This window comes from Corynebacterium sp. ACRQJ (genome assembly GCF_022346045.1).
GTDB lineage: Bacteria > Actinomycetota > Actinomycetes > Mycobacteriales > Mycobacteriaceae > Corynebacterium > Corynebacterium evansiae.
On sequence record NZ_JAKRMT010000006.1, the window covers coordinates 108,696 to 126,931 of the forward strand.

The 18,236-nt window shown below is 63.3% G+C and carries 15 protein-coding genes; 7 read left to right on the forward strand and 8 right to left on the reverse strand.

What is annotated here, in order from left to right; genetic code table 11:
- Positions 1–11: 11 nt before the first annotated feature.
- Positions 12–2,147, reverse strand: coding sequence for a M3 family metallopeptidase (locus MHX52_RS05220; RefSeq protein ID WP_239316935.1), 2,136 nt, complete (start codon positions 2,145–2,147; stop codon positions 12–14).
- Between MHX52_RS05220 and MHX52_RS05225 the strand changes: the two genes are divergently transcribed.
- From MHX52_RS05225 to MHX52_RS05240, 4 genes are all read left to right on the forward strand, one after another.
- The gene (locus MHX52_RS05225; RefSeq protein ID WP_239316937.1) at positions 2,146–3,627 is read left to right on the forward strand and encodes a carboxylesterase family protein; all 1,482 of its coding nucleotides are present in this window, start codon (positions 2,146–2,148) and stop codon (positions 3,625–3,627) included. The genes MHX52_RS05220 and MHX52_RS05225 overlap by 2 nt on opposite strands.
- A gap of 89 nt (positions 3,628–3,716) precedes the next feature.
- A complete protein-coding gene (locus MHX52_RS05230; protein ID WP_239316939.1) occupies positions 3,717–4,985 on the forward strand; it encodes a MalY/PatB family protein in 1,269 nt (422 codons plus the stop codon).
- 11 nt (positions 4,986–4,996) lie between these two features.
- Complete coding sequence (locus tag MHX52_RS05235) at positions 4,997–6,964, forward strand: ABC transporter ATP-binding protein (protein WP_239316941.1); 1,968 nt, start codon at positions 4,997–4,999, stop codon at positions 6,962–6,964.
- A gap of 47 nt (positions 6,965–7,011) precedes the next feature.
- Positions 7,012–8,400 (forward strand): aspartate aminotransferase family protein, encoded by a 1,389-nt coding sequence (locus tag MHX52_RS05240; protein ID WP_239316943.1) that lies wholly within the window; start codon positions 7,012–7,014, stop codon positions 8,398–8,400.
- A gap of 130 nt (positions 8,401–8,530) precedes the next feature.
- Here the strand turns inward: MHX52_RS05240 and MHX52_RS05245 are convergent, their stop codons facing one another.
- From MHX52_RS05245 to MHX52_RS05270, 6 genes are all read right to left on the reverse strand, one after another.
- Positions 8,531–8,728, reverse strand: coding sequence for a CsbD family protein (locus MHX52_RS05245; RefSeq protein WP_192816666.1), 198 nt, complete (start codon positions 8,726–8,728; stop codon positions 8,531–8,533).
- A 43-nt stretch (positions 8,729–8,771) separates the two neighbouring features.
- Complete coding sequence (locus MHX52_RS05250; protein WP_011273238.1) at positions 8,772–9,626, reverse strand: 3-hydroxybutyryl-CoA dehydrogenase; 855 nt, start codon at positions 9,624–9,626, stop codon at positions 8,772–8,774.
- 85 nt (positions 9,627–9,711) lie between these two features.
- Entirely contained in the window at positions 9,712–11,568 is a 1,857-nt protein-coding gene (locus MHX52_RS05255; RefSeq protein WP_035005323.1) for a BCCT family transporter, read from the reverse strand.
- 402 nt (positions 11,569–11,970) lie between these two features.
- Positions 11,971–12,813, reverse strand: coding sequence for a hypothetical protein (locus MHX52_RS05260; protein ID WP_239316945.1), 843 nt, complete (start codon positions 12,811–12,813; stop codon positions 11,971–11,973).
- 87 nt (positions 12,814–12,900) lie between these two features.
- Positions 12,901–13,866 (reverse strand): lipoprotein, encoded by a 966-nt coding sequence (locus tag MHX52_RS05265; protein ID WP_034985354.1) that lies wholly within the window; start codon positions 13,864–13,866, stop codon positions 12,901–12,903.
- 139 nt (positions 13,867–14,005) lie between these two features.
- Positions 14,006–14,671, reverse strand: coding sequence for a metallophosphoesterase (locus MHX52_RS05270; RefSeq protein WP_034985356.1), 666 nt, complete (start codon positions 14,669–14,671; stop codon positions 14,006–14,008).
- A 123-nt stretch (positions 14,672–14,794) separates the two neighbouring features.
- On the opposite strand from MHX52_RS05270, the gene MHX52_RS05275 reads away from it, so the two are divergent.
- From MHX52_RS05275 to MHX52_RS05285, 3 genes are read left to right on the forward strand one after another with little or no spacing between them, the layout of a single operon-like run.
- Entirely contained in the window at positions 14,795–15,787 is a 993-nt protein-coding gene (locus MHX52_RS05275; protein WP_239316947.1) for a bile acid:sodium symporter family protein, read from the forward strand.
- Positions 15,788–15,808: 21 nt separating this feature from the next.
- On the forward strand, positions 15,809–16,738 hold the full coding sequence (locus tag MHX52_RS05280; protein WP_239316949.1) for an NADP-dependent oxidoreductase: 930 nt from the start codon (positions 15,809–15,811) through the stop codon (positions 16,736–16,738).
- Between the two features lie 57 nt (positions 16,739–16,795).
- Positions 16,796–17,464: a hypothetical protein gene (locus MHX52_RS05285; protein ID WP_239316952.1), complete on the forward strand. Its 669-nt coding sequence runs from the start codon at positions 16,796–16,798 to the stop codon at positions 17,462–17,464.
- A 47-nt stretch (positions 17,465–17,511) separates the two neighbouring features.
- Here the strand turns inward: MHX52_RS05285 and MHX52_RS05290 are convergent, their stop codons facing one another.
- Positions 17,512–18,042 (reverse strand): hypothetical protein, encoded by a 531-nt coding sequence (locus MHX52_RS05290; RefSeq protein WP_239316955.1) that lies wholly within the window; start codon positions 18,040–18,042, stop codon positions 17,512–17,514.
- Positions 18,043–18,236: the final 194 nt, after the last annotated feature.

Genomic DNA, 18,236 nt, shown 5'->3' on the forward strand with positions numbered 1-18,236 from the left:
TTTCTTGACGCCTACCCCTGGCTCAGCCCGCGGCGGTCAAGTAGCGGCTGCACGTTGCGCTGCTGGCCGCGGAACATCCAGAATGCGTCTTCGAAGTCGATGCTAGCGCCGCGGGAGAGGATGATGCGGCGGAAACGCTCGCCCGCGAAGCGGACATCATCGTCGTCGAGGTCGGCGGCGTCGTCATTAGACTCCCCAGACTCCCCCACTGCAGCGCCGGTATCGACGAAGGCTTGGAAACCGTCGGCGTCCAGCACCTCCGCCCACAGGTAGCTCCAGTAGTCGGCGGAGTAACCACCGGCGAAGATGTGGTTGAAGTAAGCCGAGCGGTAGCGCGGGGCGAGGGCACCGTTGACGTCCAACCCGGCGCGCTCCAGGGCTTCGGCCTCGAAGGATTCCACCTGGGCGGCGGCATCGTCGGTGGCGGCGAGCTTCTCCGCCTCCGCGGCGGAGAGCTTGTGCCAGGCCAGGTCCAGCCAACAGGCGGCCAGGAACTCGGTGGTGGCCAGCCCCTGGCCCCACTTCGCCTGGGCGCGGATCGCGTCGACGAACTCGCCGCTGATGACTTCCCCGGTCTCCACGTGGCGGGCGTAGTTGCGCAGCACGGCGGGCTCCAGGGCCCAGTTTTCGTTGATCTGGCTGGGGAATTCCACGAAGTCGCGGGGCACGTTGGTGCCAGACAGCGTGGGATAGCGCACGTCGGAGAGCAGGCCGTGCAGGGCGTGGCCGAACTCGTGGAAGACGGTCTGCACCTCGTCGAGGGTCAGCAGCGCCTGCTCGCCTTCGGCGGGTTCGGCGATGTTCATGACGTTGACTACCACAGGCGCCTTGCCCAGCAGGTTGGATTGCTCGACGAAGGAGTTCATCCACGCGCCGCCGCGCTTGGTGGGGCGGGCGTACATGTCGGTCAGCAGCAGGCCGATGCCGACGGGCGACTCTTCCCCCTCAGTGACTTCCCATACCCGCACGCCCGGCGCGTAGCCGGCTAGGTCGGTGCGTTCCCGCAGGTCGATGCCGTAGAGGCGCTTGGCGGCAAAGAAGGCACCGTCGACCATCACCTGTTCCAGCGGGAAGTACTTCTTCAGCTCGGCTTCGTCGACGTCCAGCTCTTCAGCACGCAGCTGGGCATCCCAGTAGGGCCAGTCGGCACCGCTCAGCCCCGCTGTACCCGCTGTGTCCGCTGCGTCCGCTGCGCTCGATGTGCCGCTCACGGCCATTTTGTCCAGCGCCCGCTTGTACTCTCCGTGCGCGTTCGCCACGGCGGCGGGCGTCACCTGATTCAGCAGATCCTCGACCGCCGCGAGGCTACCGGCGGTCTCGGCGGCGGCGACGAACTCGGCGTGATTGGCAAAGCCCAGCAGCTCGGCGCGCTGGGCGCGCAGGCGCACGATCTGCAGCAGCGTGGCCTCGTTGCTGCCGGTCGCGCGGTTCAGCGATGCCTCGTGCACCTTCGCGCGCGCAGCCGGGTTCTCCAGGGACTCCAGCACCGGCTGGATGCTCGGCAGGCCCAGGCGAATCAGCCAGCCTTCCTCCCCACGTTCGATGGCGGCCTTGGCGAAGTACTCCTTGTCCGCCGCGCTCAGCCCCGCGACCTCGGCCTCGTCGGTCAGCAGCACCGCCGCGTCCTCGGTGGCGGTCTGCAGCTGCGCCCCGAAGGCGGTGGTCAGCTCGGCCAGCTGGGCGTCGATGTCGCGCAGGCTTGCCCGCTGTGCATCGTCCAGCTCCGCGCCGCCGCGAATGAAGCTCTTCTTCAGCTCCCGCAGCAGGGCCTCCTCCTCGCTGCCTTCCGGCTGCTCGGGCAGGGCGCAGATGCGCTCCCACAGCCTCCGGTTCAGCCAGATTTCGCTGAAGTGCCGCGCCAGCTCTGGGCTGATGGTCGCCTCGATCTCGCGCACCTGATCGGTGGCATTTGCGCCCGTATAATTAAAAACAATGGCCAGCACGCGCTGCAGCATCTGCCCCGATTCTTCCCACGCCTCGGCGGTATTTTCCCAGGTGGGAGACTCAGGGTTGTTCGCGATCGCCGCGATCTGCGCGGCGTGATCCACCAGAGCGGTGCGGAAGGCGGGCACCAGCTCGGCAAGGTCGACAGCCGCGAAGTCGGGCAGTTCATAAGGCAGTTCGGAAGCGTTTTGGAGGTAATCCATGATCCCCTACTCTATCCCTGAGGCCAAGGACTACGTTGATGTGGCCATCAATCAGGGTCGCAGTCGTGGCTTCCTCCGCGGTTCCGTCCTCCGCTTCGAGTCCATCCCCTACGCCTCGGGCGAACGCTTCGCCCCTCCTTCCCCTGCCGTCCCTTTTAGATTCTTCTTCGGCGACCCCTCTACCGCCACCCACCGCCAATCCCTATCCATCACCTGCCCGGTCGACGCACCCCCTTCCATCATCGAGTCTGACTTCCATCCCAAGGCCAAGTCTGGATCTGGCTCCATCCCCACAGCCAGCACCAAGTCTGGGGCACCTGTAATCGTGTTCATCCACGGTGGTCGCTATGAGGAAGGCTTCGCCGACGAACTCTGGTACCAGGGTGTCCGCTTCGCCGAGGAGGGTTTCGTTTACGTTTCACTGAACTACCGCTACCGCCTGGAGGGCTTCCTGCCTCTGCTGGACGAGGATCACCCCGCCGACGTGGACGCTTCGGCCGATCCGAACACCGAGCCGGAGTACTTCCGCGGCGCCGAGGATATTGTGGCCGCCCTGCGCTGGGTGCGGGACAACATCGCGGCTTTTGGCGGAGATCCGGAGCAAGTCACGCTGATGGGTCAGTCCGCCGGCGGCGCGCTGACGGCCTGGACGCTGTGCAATCCGCGCACCGAAGGCTTGGTGCACCGCGCCGTGATCTTGAGCCCCGGGTTCCCGCGCGAGGGCTGGCCGAGCCGCGAGCATGTTGCCCGCGCGGTCCTCGGCGGCCCGCTGACCAGCAAGCACCTGGACAGCCTCTCCCCCGAACAGCTGCAGCGCGCCTATCGGCGCTACGCCCGCTTCTACAGCACGGACTGCGCCGTGGGGCCGTATCCTTTCCGGCCCAGCGAGATGCGCGACGTGCCGCTGCTGATCGGTACCCTGCGCGAGGAGTTCACACAGATGCCCTTCGCCCGCGCCATCGACAAGCGCTTGAGCTCCAAGAACCCGCTGGTTCGGCAACCGGCCAAGGCGCTGGGGTGGTACGCGGAACGGAAGCTGGGGGCGCGGGTGCGGTGGGCGTCAGAAAACCCGATAGGAATGGCCATCGGTGATTCGGCCATCAAACGCTGGGCCGTGGCGATCATGGAGGAGAAACGCGATACGAGCTGGGCCTATGAGTTTCACGGGAGCCAATCGGCCTGGCACTGCGCGGATCTGCCTTTGGTTTTTGACGCCCTCACGGTCGCGCCCAAAACAGTGAAGTATTTCTGCGGCGAGTCCGCGGCTGAGCGCTTGCAGCCGCTGGCGACGGAGTTTCACGGGATCGTCTCGCGTTTCGCCCGCGGGGAAGATCCGGAGTGGCCACCCTATGGTTCGCGACGTATGGTGCGGCGTTTCGACACGGACGCATCCGCGCGAGGTGAGGTGACCCGCGAGGTGGCGGAAGATGCCTACCAGCAGATTCGGGAGGATTATCCGGAGCTGTACCCGAGCCGTTAGGGCTCAATCTGGGCTAGTTCAGCGCCCGCAATAGGCCGTTTCTAGACGGCTACTAGACAGCTCGGTCTATAGTGCTAGGGTGGGAGGCTATGAACGCAACCACCCAAAACAACAGCCCCCAGAACTCCCAGGCCACCCAGAACACCCGGGCCACACGTCCGCAGGATTCCGCCGTATCTGTCCCCGACCTCGCCACGCTGCGCGCCCGCGGGACGATGAAGTGGACCGTCTATGACGAAGACGTGCTGCCCCTCTGGGTCGCCGAAACCGACTTCGACACCTGCCCCGCCGTCAAGCAGGCCATCCAGGCGGGCGTGGACCACGAATACTTCGGCTACGAGCGCCGCAACGGCTCGGTGGAGAAGGCGCTGGCCGGCTTCCTGGATCGCCGTTTCGGCTGGCAGATCGACCCGAAGTGGGTGCGGCTCGTGCCGGACGTAGTTAAGGGCGTGGCCTCGGCCATCGACGAATTGACGCCCCAGGGCTCCGACGTGATCGTCCCCGTACCGAGCTACCACCCGTTCTTCGACGTTCCGAGCGCAGTCAAGCGCCCGAAGGCCGAGGTGGAGATGACCAAGGTGGAAAAGGATGGCGCCGAAGAGTGGGCCTTCGACTACGCGGCCCTAGAGGCCGCCTTCGCCAGCACCGACAACCCGGCGGGCGTGGGCGCGATGATCGTCTGCAACCCGTACAACCCGCTGGGTCGCGCATGGCGCCCCGAAGAGCTGGCCAAGCTGGTGGAACTGGCTGACAAGTACAACGTGCGCCTGATCTCCGACGAGATCCACGCGCCGGTGGTCTACGCGCCGCACAAGCACACTCCCCTGGCCACGCTCAGCGAGACCGCTGCGCGGGTGACCGTGACAGTGCTGGCCACCTCGAAGGGCTGGAACACCGCAGGCCTGCACTGCGCGCAGATGATCTTCACCAACCCGGACGACCGCGCAGCCATGGCGAAGGTCAGCCCGCTGCGCACCGGATCTGCCTCCACGCTGGGACAGGTCGCCGCCGAGGCCGCCTACACGGACGGCGAGGCCTGGCTGGACAGCGAGCTGGAGTACCTACAGGGCAACCTGGACCTGCTCGAACGCCGCCTGCCGGAGGTGCTGCCCGGCGCGAAGTTCATCCGCCCCGAGGCCAGCTTCCTGCTGTGGGTAGACCTCAGCGAGGTTCCGGGGTTGGAGGAGAAGCCGGGCCAGAAGCTGCTGGAAGGCGCCCGTGTGGCCTTCAACGAGGGCACCATGTTCGGCGCCCAGGGTGCGGGGCATGTGCGCATCAACTTCGGAACGTCCCGGGAGATCCTCAACGAGGCCCTGGACCGCATCGCGGAATTCGCTAAGGCGCACGTGAACAATTAACTTGGCTAGGTGTGATTAATGCCTTTAGCCGTATCCTGCGTTCCACCAAGGAACTGTGGCCGTTCTACATCATTGTGATGATCACCAGCCTCGTCACCGCGGGGCTGGCACTGGCTACTCCCTTCCTGGTGAAGTTGGCCACCGACACGATCGTGGACACCGTCGGCGGTGGTGGTGCTTCCGACACCGCCATTGAAAACGCTACGAAGACCGTCATCTGGCTCGCGGTCGGGCTGCTGGCGGTGGAGCTGGCGAACACCATCATCCGCAACATCGGCGGTTGGTTCGGCGACGTGATGGCGATGCGGATGCGCCAGATCCTTTCCAACCGCTATTACGCCAAACTGCTGGCCCTCCCACAGGGCTATTACGACAAGCAGGTCACCGGCACCATCATTTCCCGGTTGGACCGCTCCATCCTGGGGCTGACGGACTTCATCAAGTCCTTCGCCAACAACTTTTTCTCCATGCTGATCACCGTGGTGATGATCCTGGTCATCACGGCGATCTACTACTGGCCGCTGGCGCTACTGCTGGCCATCATCTTCCCGATGTACCTGTACCTGACCATGCTGACCTCCAAGAAGTGGATGGTGTGGGAGAAGGAAAAGAATGAGCACATCGACGTCGCCCAGGGGCGCTTTGCGGAGGTCATTGGCCAGGTGAAGGTCGTGAAGTCCTTCGTCTCGGAGCTGCGCGAACTGCGACTGTTCCAGAAGCACTTTGCAGACACGATCCAACTGACGCGCGAGCAGTCCCGCTGGTGGCACTTCATGGACGTCCTGCGCATGGGCGGGATGAACATCATCTTCTTCGCCATCTACCTGATGCTGTTCTGGCGCACCCTGCACGGCGACTTCACGCTCGGCGACATGGTTCTACTGCTGCAGTACGTGGTGATGGCCCGCCAGCCGGCCGGCATGATGAGCTGGATGGTGGATACCGCCCAGCGCGCCGCCGCGGGCTCCCGCGAGTACTTCGAGACCATGGAGGAGCTGGAGGAGCCATCGGCCACCGCTCCCCTGCTGGAGGCCGCCCGCCCAGGTGGGCCGATGCTGGTATCCCAAGAGGACGTGGACCAGGCCGTGCGCCCACAGCTGTCCGCCCCGGAAACCGGGCCGGTGATCGACTTCGACCACGTGAGCTTCGAGTACCTCAAGGGCGAGCCCGTCATCCACGAAGTCACCTTCCAGGCGGCCAAGGGCGACCAGGTGGCGCTAGTCGGCGAATCCGGCGGCGGCAAGTCCACCCTGGTGAACCTGCTGCTGGGCCTGTACCGCCCCACCGAGGGCCAGCTTAAGGTCTGCGGCAAGGACGTGGCGGACATGACGGCTGCGGAGCTGCGCAGCTCCGTCGGCGTGGTGTTCCAGGAACCCGCCCTGTTCTCCGGCACTGTGCGGGAAAACATCGCCTACGCCAAGCCCGACGCAACCGACGAGGAGATCGTGGCGGTGGCCAAGCGCGCCTTCGCCCACGACTTCATCATGCACTTCAAGGACGGCTACGACACGCTGATCGGCGAGCGCGGCCTGCGCCTTTCCGGCGGGCAGAAGCAGCGCATCGCCGTGGCCCGCGCGATGCTGAAGGACGCTCCCGTGCTGATCCTGGACGAAGCCACCTCCGCGCTGGATACCAAGGCCGAGCGCGTGGTGCAGGCCGGCCTAAACGAGCTGATGGTGGGCCGCACCACCATCGTCATCGCCCACCGCCTGTCCACCATCGCCGACGTGGACAAGATCGTCACCCTGGACAAGGGGCACGTCTGCGAGGTCGGATCCCCGGCGGAGCTGGCGACCAGCGGCGGCATATACAACGAACTGCTGCAACTGACCAGCTCCTCCTCCGCCGCCGATCGGGCGCGCCTGAAGCGCTTCGGCTTCGCCGAACCAGGCGCTGAAGACGACGAAGACTACGGCGAGGATTACCGCGAAGATTACGACGAAAGCTTTACGGAGCAGGTCACCCGGGAACAGTCTTAGACAGCACCTCCGCTGCCGATGCCGACACACAGGAGTAGCCTGGGGGAATGACTGAATTACCCCCTAACATCACCGAGTTCACTACCTTCGACGGCGCGAAAGTTGGCGTCGGTACCGAAGAAGCAAAGACCGCAGAGCAGCAGGTACGCGACAACGACAGCAACTACGTATTCCACAGCTGGTCGGCGCAGGATAAGATCAATCCGCAGCCGCTCAGCCACGCGGAGGGCGTGTGGATCTACGATTACCAGGGCAACGGCTACCTGGATCTGGGCAGCCAGCTGGTCAGCGCCAACCTGGGCCACGCCCACCCGAAGCTGGTAGAGGCAATTCAGCAGCAGGCCACCCGCATCACCAACCAGAACCCCGCGTTCTCCAACGATGTGCGCAGCGAGCTGGCTAAGGAGATCGTGGAGCAGGCGCAGGGCGACTTCTCCCACATCTTCTTCACCAACGGCGGCGCGGACGCTATCGAGCACGCCATCCGCATGGCGCGCCTGACCACCGGCAAGTCCAAGATCCTGACTGCCTACCGCAGCTACCACGGCGCTACCGGCTCCGCGATCATGGCCACCGGTGAGGCTCGCCGCCACGGCAACCCCACCACCGACGGCGACGTGAAGCACTTCTGGGGCCCGTTCCTGTACCGCAGCGCCTTCTACTCCTCCACGCAGGAGGAAGAGTGCGCCCGCGCTCTGCAGTCGCTGGAGGAAACCCTGGTGTACGAGGACAACGTGGCCGCCGTGCTGATCGAGTCCGTCGTGGGCTCCAGCGGCATCATCGTCCCGCCGGAGGGCTTCCTGCAGGGCGTGCGCGAGATCTGCGACCGCCACGGCGCGCTGTACATCGCAGATGAGGTCATGGTGGGCTTCGGCCGTACCGGCAAGATGTTCGCCTACGAGCACGGCGGCAAGGATCTGCAGCCGGACCTGGTTACCTTCGCCAAGGGCGTGAACTCCGGCATGGCGCCGCTGGGTGGCGTGATGATGAACGAGGCCGTCTACCAGCGCTTCGCCGACAAGCCTTACCCGGGCGGCCTGACCTACTCCGGCCACCCGCTGGCGGCCGCCCCCGGCCTGGCTGCGCAGAGGGTCTACCGCGAGGAGAACACCTTCGAGAAGGTTGCCGAGCTGGGCGAGCGCGTTATCGCCCCGGCTATGGAGAAGATCGCGGAGAACCACCCGAGCGTGGGCAACGTCCGCGGCAAGGGCTTCTTCTGGGCCATCGAGTTCGTCAGCGACCAGGAGGCTAAGACCCCGATGGGTGGCGAGGCCATGGGTGCGTTCGGCGCCGAGCTGAAGAAGGCCGGCATCTGGCCGATGGTTTCCGGCCACCGCCTACACTTCGCCCCGCCACTGATCACCACCGAGGAGCAGCTGAACTGGGCACTGGAGATCGTCGACCGCGCGGCAGCGGTCGTCGACCAGGCGCTGTAAGGCTCCGGCACGCGCCAGCGCGCCGGGGCGTTCCTCGAGCTCCGGCCCTGGGAACACCCCGGCAATAGCAAAAGTCCCGGCTGAAGTTTTTCAGCCGGGACTTTCTCGCTCTCAGTTTTACTTCTGAGCTTTACTTCTGAGCGTCGCCCAGAACCTTGTTTACAGCGTCGGAAGCCTTGTCCTTCAGCTCGTTGGCCTTGTCCTTGATGTCAGACTTGGTCTGGTCTGCGCGACCCTCGTTGGCCAGATCCTGGTTGTTGGTAGCCTCGCCGGCGGCCTCCTTGGCCTGGCCTGCGGCGCCCTCTGCCTTGTTCTTCAGATCGTCGATGGACATATATTGACCTTCCTTTCGTCTAGCGAGTGTCGTGGGTTTAATTGTACTCGTAAAAGCCCTTGCCGGACTTGCGTCCGGTGTGACCTGCGGTAACCATACGGCGCAGCAGCGGCGGGCAGGCGTAGCTCGGGTCGCCGAACTCCTTGTACATCACGTCTGCAATGAAGGCACAGGTATCCAGGCCAACCATGTCGGCCAGAGTCAGCGGGCCCATCGGGTGGTTAGCGCCCAGCTTCATGCCAGTATCGATGTCCTCCGGGGTTGCCACGCCGTTTTCCACCATGCGCACAGCGGAGAGCATGTACGGCACCAGCAGGAAGTTCACGATGAAGCCGGAGCGGTCCTTCGCGCGGATGGCCTGCTTGCCCAGCTTCTCGGTGGCGTAGGTCTGAGCCACCTCAACGACGTCCTCGTCGGTGGTCAGCGCCGGGATGACCTCCACCAGCGGCAGAACCGGAACGGGGTTGAAGAAGTGCAGACCCAGCACACGGCCCGGGTTCTTGGTGGCGCTGGCGATGGTCTGGATCGGCAGGGAGGACGTGTTAGAGCACAGCGGCGCCTTCTTGTCCTCGACGATCTCGTCCAGCTTGGCGAAGACGTCCTTCTTGATGTCCTCGTTCTCGATGATGGCCTCCATGACCAGCTCGCGGTCCGCGAAGTCCTCGAGCTTGGTGGTGAAGGTCAGTCGACCCAGAGCTGCGTCGCGGTCCTCCTCGGACAGCTTGCCGCGGCTGACGGCCTTCTCCAGGGACTTCTCGATGCGAGCCTTACCCGCATCGGCGAACTCCTGCTTGGCCTCCCAAACCAGCACGTCGCTGCCGGCCTTGGCGGCGACCTCTGCGATGCCGGATCCCATTAGACCTGCACCGATAACACCTACACGCTGAACCATGGTCACTCCTTTTTTATAGGTTTATTCGTACTAGATCCAGCCTACCGATGTTGTAGGTGCGATTGTGCTTAACGCATTTCCTGATCTATTCCTTATTGACGCCCTCATCGTCCGCCGAGCTTTCGGGCTCAGTCGACTCTTCCGTAATCAGTTCGCCCTCCTGGTCGTACATCGGGCGCGCGGGGGCGACTTCCGCCTCATTGTCCACGTCGCCGACGATTCCCAGGTCGCCCTCGATGCGCACGTTGCCAGGGATGACGAGGTTTCCTTCCGCGTCGTATTCGAAGCGGGCGTGCTCGTTGCCCTCGTTGTCATAGCCAGGGGCCGGGCGAGCTTCGTGCTCGGCCAGCTTCTCCGCAGAGTCGGTCTTGCCCCACTGGCGGCTCGGCGGCTCGGGGCGCGCCGCAGAGTCGTCGTTCATTCCCTTCACGAGGGAGAACATCATCACGAAGTTGAACAGCACGAATGGGAAGCCAATGATGATCACGGTTTGCTGCAGCGCGTCGATTCCGGAATCCGGAGCCATGATCAGGATGGATCCTGCGACGGCACCGATCATGATGCACCACAGCAGGCGGTAGATCAGCGGGGTCTTGCCCTCTTCACCGGCGGCGAACATGTCGTTGATCAACGCCGCAGAGTCGATGGAGGTGACGAAGAAGATGGCGATAACGAACAGCGCCAGGATGCTGATGGCAAGGGTCCACGGGAAGTGCTCCAAGAAGGTGAACAGCGCGGTGGCGGGATCGCCCTCCTCCACGATCGGCTGGGTCAGCACGCCCGGCTCCTTCTTCTCGATGTCCAGGCCGGCGTAGCCAAAGACGGAGAACCAAACGATGGTGAACGCAGTCGGCAGCAGCAGCACGCCACCGATGAACTCACGGACGGTACGACCACGGGAGATGCGGGCGACGAACATGCCCACGAAAGGCGACCAACAGATCGTCCACGCCCAGTAGAAGACCGTCCACTTACCCTGCCAGCCGGGGTTTACCTGCTGCGAGTCGGACCAGAACATGATCTTCGGCAGGTACTCCGCGTACAGGCTGGTGGCATCCATCGTGCCGCGCAGCAGCAGAAGCGTGGGGCCGGTCAGCAGCACAAACACCATCAGCAAAGTTGCGGCGAGGATGTTGATGTTGGACAGCCACTTGATGCCCTTCGACAGTCCCGTGGATACCGAGATGGACGACGCCGCCACGATGACGACAAGGATGCTGATCTGCACCCATGCGACGGTCTCCGCGCCGAACACCTTGGCCAGGCCAGAGTTGATCTGCAGCGTACCGAGCCCGACCGAAACCGCGATGCCGAAAACGGTGCCGATGATAGACAGGGCGTCAATAAGCTTTCCGGGCCACGAGTAAATACTGGCGCCGAGGATGGGCGCGAAGATACTAGATACGCGCGGCGGGAGGTGGCGCTTGTAGATGAAGTAGCCCAGAGCAAGGCCCGGCAGGGCGAAGATAACCCACATGTGCAGGCCGAAGTGATACAGGGTAAAGCCCATGGCCTCGCCGATCGCTTCGGTGCTCATCGGTTCTGCGTCCTGCATGGGCACGTTGACGACGTGGTTCATCGGCTCGGCCACACCGTAGAACATCAGCACGGAGCCGAGGCCACCGGCGAAGAGCATCGCAAACCAGGACAAAGTTCGGAATGCCGGCTCCTCGCCCTCCACGCCCAGGCGCATGCGGCCAAAGCGGGAGACGAAGAGAACGATGAGGAACAGGAAGGCCAAGGAGATGCTGCCGATGTACAGCCAGTTGAAGTTCTCCAGCAGCCAGTTTGCGCCGGTCTGCAGGCTTTCTGCGGCCCTGTCCTTGAAGATGATCGCGTAGCCAACAAAGGCAACGATGAAGCCGAAGGCAACCCAGAAAATTAACGGGTCGACCTTTACTTTTTCCGCGTTTGCCGCGGCTGTAGATTTTTCGCCTTCCATGGCGGGATCACTCCCCAATTTCGTACTCGAACGTGTGTAGGTCTTGCAATACCCTATCCCCTCGCCCGAACAATCATGTCCTCAGAGTGAGAATACTTGGGGCTCGCAAGCCCAATTCTGCTCTTGACCAGCGATTTTACCATTTGCGGGAAAAGCCTATTTAATGCGTAGCGACCTTGCAGACCGTACACAGGGTTTTTCCAGGAAAGCACTTTAGATTAGTCCTCAGTGGTCGACAGAAAGGATCCACATACGAACGGTCATTCTCCTCTTGAAACGTCAGCAAGAAACCCCCAGGTTTTAAGTCCGCCTGGGGGTTTCTTGTGTTTGTTTGAGGCTGGAGCCCTAGGTTCTAGGCTCCGCGTTCTAGACACCGCGGTCTAGGCTCCGCCCGCGGCCTGGCTAGTTGTAGCTGGGCCTACCGGTAGGCACGACGGGGCTCTCGGTCATGCTGCTCAGCATCTCTTCCAAATCTTCCAGGCTGTCGTCGAGCTGATCCTGGTAATCAGACATGTCCGGGAAGTCCGAGGGCAACGTGATACCAGAGGGGGTGGGGATCGAGGTCATTGGGTTGTCCTCGTTCTGGTTCCCTGAAGTCTCTTCGTTGTTCTCCCCCGTCGTATCCGTGGTCTCGGATGTCGAGGAGGTGGGCTTTTCGTCGCCTTCGTCGTCGCTGGAGACCAGGTTGTAAATCAGCACACCGCCAACTACCAGTGCGATAAGCACCAGCAGGCCGACGACGATCTTGGCCACGTTGCCGTTGCCGCCCTGCCCGTTGGAGCCGGACTGGCCGTAACCCTGACCATATCCCTGGCCGGGCTGGCCATACCCTTGCTGACCGTAACCCTGCTGACCATAACCGGCCTGGCCATAGCCCTGTTGGCCGTATCCCTGCTGACCATAACCCTGTTGGCCGTAGGCAGCTTGGCCGTAGCCCTGCTGGCCGGGTTGGCCGTATCCCTGCTGGCCATAGCCCTGCTGGCCAGCCTGGCCATAGCCACCCTGAGGGTTAAAACCGGGCGCACCGTACCCCTGACCGCCCGTGTTCTGGTAGCCCTGCGAGTTTCCAGTACCGGAGGCTCCGAATACCTGCGTGCTCTGATCATCCTGGCGGCGGTACTGTGGGGGCTCCGCACCCGCCCCTTCCGACTTGGCTTGCCCCAAGTATTCGGTCGGGTTGTCGGCGTTCTGCCCGTCCGCGCCGTTGCCTCCGCTGTTGAAAGGGTTCTTGTCCTGTGGTGCCATTACCTAAAAACTTTCCGTGCCAGGAGCCGAGCTCAATCCTTCATGTGCCTTAGTTGCTTATGTGTCGCTGCACTTCGAGGCTTAAGACTATCGCAGGTATCCTGCTGCCGCTCGAGTATCTGCGTTCTGCACCGCACGGCCGCCCCAGGAGAAGGAGGCCACGGTGTATCCGTTGCCGAAGGAGGCCGAGGCCAAAGTCTGGCGACCGTAATCGGACCAGCCCCACTTCGTGCCGTTGACACCCGGCAGGTGCACCGTTCCCCAGTTCTGGCGGGTGCCGTCAGCCGCCACGGGGCTGGCGGTGCGCATCCAGTGCAGAACCAGGGAGCGCGGGTGGCGGATACGCAGCTTGTGCAGGAATAGAGCGGTATCCGTCGCGGATGTATAGGAGTTACCCCAGTGGGCGGCTGCACGGGTGTTGCGCAGGCCATACTCCCGGGCGATGGTGCTGATAGATCGCGGGTACTTGCGGTAGATCTTGGAGGCGGCACCGTCGTCGGAGAAGCGGATCATGCGCTCTGCCAGGTAACGATCGGAGTTACTGCGATCGCCGTAGCGCAGCACGTAGTCCGCCATGTACAGCTTCACGATGGAAAGCCCCGGGCGAGACTCATCCGCGTTCGGGGTCTTGGCAATGCCGTTATTGGTCACCACTGCCATGGAGGTGCGCGCAGGCACGTTGTGGATCGTGCGCACCTTGTAGCCGTTGTTCGGTGCCGGCCGGTGCGGTGCCGGGCGCTGCGGGGCGGAGGAACCCGGGATCTGGTTGGCGGACATTCCCAGCTGGTTCAGCGCATCCTCCACAGCCTGCGGAACCGGAGGCAACGGTGGGAGCTGCGGGAGCTGCGGCGGCGGGGGCAGCTGAACCTGCGGCATGGGCGGAAGCTGCGAGCCGGCGGGCGGACCTGCGGGCGCGGCATTCGTCGGGACGGCGAACCCTGCCACACCAATGGAGGCGGTCAGAGCCGCGGTGGCGATCCCCTTTGCAGCAGAACGTGAGCTCTTTGCCGCATGCCGCGGACGGTAGGTGTACTGGGAAAAGTCGAACGTCATAACCTCAAGTCCCGTTTATTCATGTTGTTGCGCGCCGAGAAGTTGGCGTCACCTAGAAAAAGGGCCAACAAAGTGCCCCGAGCGATAAACGCACAGCATAAATATACATAAATAGATGCTTATGCACCTGCTTTGAGCGCTAGGCGTCGCGGTAAAGAAGCTCCATAACCTCTTCATAAGGGGCGGGGTGCAGACCCCACGCATCCACTCCAACGTCGACCTGACCCGGGCCGGTGATGGGTGCGGCGGAGTGCAGGTGGCCGTGAATGACGTATGGCACGTCCAGGCGTAGAGAGTCGTAGCGAGACTCCATGCCCTCGTGATCCTGACCGGGGCGCGGGAAGTGGCACAGCCAGGCAACCTCGGTATCGGCCTTCCTAGCTAGATCCTCGTTATCGGCCACTCCGTCGCCGTCCGGATCCCACGGGACCACACACTGGTAGGGCTGCACGGAATCGAAAACCTCCAGGAAGCGGCGCTGCCGCTCGGCGCTGTTGGCGTGCAGCGGATGGCAGGAGTCATGGTTGCCGGCGATCAGGTGAACGGTGACGTCCAGGCCAGAAAAGGCCTCGGCCAGCAGGTCCAGCGCTCGTTCTTCCTGCGGACCCCACCCAGAGGAAATATCGCCGAGAACCCACAGCGTGTCGCCCGGAGCCAGGGCGCTGGTGAGGTTGCTCAGAATCGTTGCGTCGTGCCGCTCGACGTCCGCATCGATCTCCCCGCTGGTGCCGTAGCCACGTAGTTCAGCGACGAAGGGGTGACCAAGGTGCAGGTCGCTGGTGAACCAGGTGCGGGGTTGATTCATTGGTCACTCCTTCTGTTGGGCGCAAGCCGTTAGAACCACTCTAACTAATCTCCCCACCCCCGTTCACGGCAGGCTTTTCGGAGAATTTCATACTTTGAGACTGTCGTCTCATATACTGGTCACATGACGACCGAAGAGAAGAACACCGAAGCGCCCCAATCAGGCGCGGAAAACACCAATGCCACCAATGCCTCCGAGGAACGCTCCGCCACCATTGCCGTGTGGGCCTTCCCCGCATTCATCCTGATCGGCGCCGGCCTTGCACTGGCCAGCCCGGACACCTTCACTCCCCTGGCGGCGCACATCTCCACGATGATCGCCATCATCATGCTGTGCATGGGCCTCACGCTGACGCTGCCGGACTTCGCGCTGGTCATCAAGCGCCCCATGCCGATCTTCATCGGCGTGCTGGCACAGTTCGTCATCATGCCGCTGGGCGCGGTGGCCGTTGCCAAGCTGCTGGGGCTGAACCCCATGCTGGCAGTCGGCCTGCTGATGCTGGGCTCCGTCCCGGGCGGCACCACCTCTAACGTGGTGTCCTACCTAGCCAAGGGTGATGTCGCCCTGTCCGTGACCATGACCTCCGTCTCCACGATCCTCTCCCCGATCGTCACCCCGGTGATCATGCTGCTGCTCGCGGGCGAGGAAACCCCGGTGGACGGCGCCTCCATGGCGTGGAGCCTGGTCCAGACCGTGCTGCTGCCCGTCATCGGCGGCCTGGTCATCCGTGTGATCTTCGACCGCATCGTCCAGTTCTTGCTGCCGGTCCTGCCGTGGCTGTCCATCATCGCCATCGGTGGCGTGGTCTTCCCCGCAGTGGCTAAATCTTCGGAGACCCTGATGAACGTCGGCGTAACCGTCCTGGTCGCCGTCATCATCCACAACACCATCGGCTACATCCTGGGCTACTTCGCCGCCCGCGCTACCGGCGAATCCCCCGCTGTGCGCCGTACCACCGCCATCGAAGTCGCCACGCAGTCCGCTGGCCTGGCCTCTGGCATGTCGGGCAAGTACTGGGCTCCAGAGGCCGCTATCCCCGGTGCGGTCGCCGCCGTGTGGCACAACATCTCCGGCGCTCTGTTCGCTTTCCTCATGCGCCGCTTCGCCAAGAACTAGCGGACCCCTACCATGGGGTTCATGCGTATCTTCGGCTTTGAATCCTTCGGCGGCCCCGAGGTCACCAGCTTCCTTGACGTCGCCGACCCCACCTGGCAGCCCGGCAGCGTGCTGATCCGCCCCACGGCGATCAGTCTGAACCCCGGCGACATTAAAGTGCGGAACGGCCAACGCCAGGGCTCATTCCCGGTCTCCTTCCCCATGGCCATGGGCCGCGAGGCCGCCGGAATCGTCGTCGAGGCCGACCCTTCCACCGGGTTTTCGCCAGGTGATCGCGTCTTTGGCTCGGCTTTCTCCAGCACTGGTGCTGCGAGTGATTCTTTTGTTCTTTTGGACGCCACCTCGACCGCAGCTATCCCCAGCGGTGTAGAGGCCACGGATGCGGCCTGCCTCCCCGCGGCCGCCGGGACCGCCTATGACGCTTTGGCGGAACTGCACAACCTGGAAACCTGGCCGGATGAGGGCGCCCGCCTGCTGGTGATCGGCGCGGGCGGTGGCGTAGGCACGCATGCTCTGCAGTTGGCGCGGCATTTCGACATTGAGGTCATCGGCATCGCCAGTGCTCGCAAGAAGGTGCTGGTAGAGCGCCTGGGGGCGCGCTTTATGGATACCGCGGAACTGGGCAAGACCGGTTCCCACGTCACCGTTCCGCCGGTGGACGGCATTCTGGACCTCGTCGGCGGCGGGGTCTTGGAGGGGCTGGCGCATCTTGCACCAGAGGGCGCGATCCGCAGCGCTGCCGACAAGCAGCTGGCCGCCCGCCTGGGCGGCAGCGGCATCACTCGCATCCGTACCCAGGAGCGTTTCGCGGAGCTCGCCCGGCTGGTTGTGGAGGGCGCGATGCGCCCGGTGATCGGCAGGGAACTACCCTTCAGCGCCGCCGCTGAGGGCTACCAGGAGGTCGAGTCGGGCCACGCGCTGGGAAAGGTCGTTCTCACTGTGAATGACTAGCGGAAGCGCTAGGCTTCTTCATTAATACGACTCATTCCTTTACTTAAGGACGTTTTCATGAAGCGCATGTCTGCACTTGCTCTATTCACCGTCGCCGCAATGGGTTTAAGCGCCTGCGGTTCTGAAGACTCCAACGATGCCGCCGGCTCCGACAGCTCCGCCAACAGCTCTGCACAGCAGGATTCGGCAGCTAAGGATGAAGACTCTACGGAGGACGACTCCAAGAAGGGTGACAAGGCAGACGAATCCACGCGCGCAAAGTCCACCAAGAAGTCCGGCCCCAACCCCACAGTCCCGGAGACGAGCGACCAGACGGCGAAGCCCTCACCGGGCGATGACTCGAGCTCCGAGCCCCGCAGGAACGCAAGGGCTACCCCCAGCAAAGTCGGAGGGGCTTGCGGAACCACTGCGGAAGGCGCCAAGCTCAGGGCATACGAAGCCACCTCGTGCGAGTTCGCACAAACGATCTACCAGACTGCATTGAAGGCTAAGTTCGAACTTTTTGCCTTGAGTCCGGATGCGACGCCAATACCTCGCGCCTCTATTAGCGTCACCAGTCCGGTAAACAACGAATCTTACGACCTGAAGTGCATCATCGGCTCCGCTAACACCGACATGGACTGCACCGATCAAAGCGACCGCTCTGTAGGTGTAAGCGTCGGTTTCCGTAACGCCGGTTACCTCCAGCGCGCAATGCCACAGGTACTGGCTTTATACAACGGCTAGTCGGCTTCACGCCCAGACGCCTGCGCCCTCCGCGGTTCAGGCGGCAGCTAGGCCGGGGTCAGCGCGCCAGCGGTGGCGATCACCGCGAACTCCGCGATCCAAATCCACAGCCAGGGGCGCTTCGGTAGCAATGGCAGCTCGTCTGCCAGTGAAGGCCGCGCGAAGATGGACTGCGTCGCCGAATCGAAGGATTCCCACACTTCCCGGTAGTCAGACTCCGTGGCAGCCCACTGCCGAACCGCCTTGGTATCTCGGTTGTTCGCATACATCCAGAACAGTGCCGGGCCGGCAAACATGAGGCAGTAAAGCACCGCCAGGAGGATCTTCAGGGCTCCATCAACGCCCTCCATCGATCCGGAGAGAATCCCGAACAGCATGATCACACCCAGGATCAATGCCAGCCAGGCCGCGATCTTCTTCGCGGTACTCGGGCGGTACTTCGACAACCGAATGCGGCGGGCTTCAAGATCCTGCTCATCGGAGGTACGCACGACCTGCCCATCGTGTGGGTCTTCGTCGGGCATCCAGCCAGCCAGGTAATCCTTTTCGCCCGGGCGCTGCGGTTCCTTGTAACTCATGGATCTCAGTGTAGGCACTGCGCCGGACAGCCCACAGCTCATCGTTCGATTTCGGGGACTACACTGTGAATGTCCAATGAATGTCCCGATGGACGTCCTATTTCGCCGACGTATAAGAGGAAAAACAAAGACACAGTGAGCCAAACCAGCCCCGACAAGCAGCCCTCTTCGCCATCCCCGCTATCCCCAAAGCC

Bases quoted from the DNA above. Each gene is read 5' to 3' on its own strand.
- MHX52_RS05225 (WP_239316937.1), top strand. From the start codon at position 2,146: ATGATCCCCTACTCTATCCCTGAGGCCAAGGACTACGTTGATGTGGCC.
- MHX52_RS05220 (WP_239316935.1), bottom strand. From the start codon at position 2,147: ATGGATTACCTCCAAAACGCTTCCGAACTGCCTTATGAACTGCCCGAC.
- MHX52_RS05230 (WP_239316939.1), top strand. From the start codon at position 3,717: ATGAACGCAACCACCCAAAACAACAGCCCCCAGAACTCCCAGGCCACC.
- MHX52_RS05240 (WP_239316943.1), top strand. From the start codon at position 7,012: ATGACTGAATTACCCCCTAACATCACCGAGTTCACTACCTTCGACGGC.
- MHX52_RS05250 (WP_011273238.1), bottom strand. From the start codon at position 9,626: ATGGTTCAGCGTGTAGGTGTTATCGGTGCAGGTCTAATGGGATCCGGC.
- MHX52_RS05255 (WP_035005323.1), bottom strand. From the start codon at position 11,568: ATGGAAGGCGAAAAATCTACAGCCGCGGCAAACGCGGAAAAAGTAAAG.
- MHX52_RS05260 (WP_239316945.1), bottom strand. From the start codon at position 12,813: ATGGCACCACAGGACAAGAACCCTTTCAACAGCGGAGGCAACGGCGCG.
- MHX52_RS05265 (WP_034985354.1), bottom strand. From the start codon at position 13,866: ATGACGTTCGACTTTTCCCAGTACACCTACCGTCCGCGGCATGCGGCA.
- MHX52_RS05270 (WP_034985356.1), bottom strand. From the start codon at position 14,671: ATGAATCAACCCCGCACCTGGTTCACCAGCGACCTGCACCTTGGTCAC.
- MHX52_RS05275 (WP_239316947.1), top strand. From the start codon at position 14,795: ATGACGACCGAAGAGAAGAACACCGAAGCGCCCCAATCAGGCGCGGAA.
- MHX52_RS05280 (WP_239316949.1), top strand. From the start codon at position 15,809: ATGCGTATCTTCGGCTTTGAATCCTTCGGCGGCCCCGAGGTCACCAGC.
- MHX52_RS05285 (WP_239316952.1), top strand. From the start codon at position 16,796: ATGAAGCGCATGTCTGCACTTGCTCTATTCACCGTCGCCGCAATGGGT.
- MHX52_RS05290 (WP_239316955.1), bottom strand. From the start codon at position 18,042: ATGAGTTACAAGGAACCGCAGCGCCCGGGCGAAAAGGATTACCTGGCT.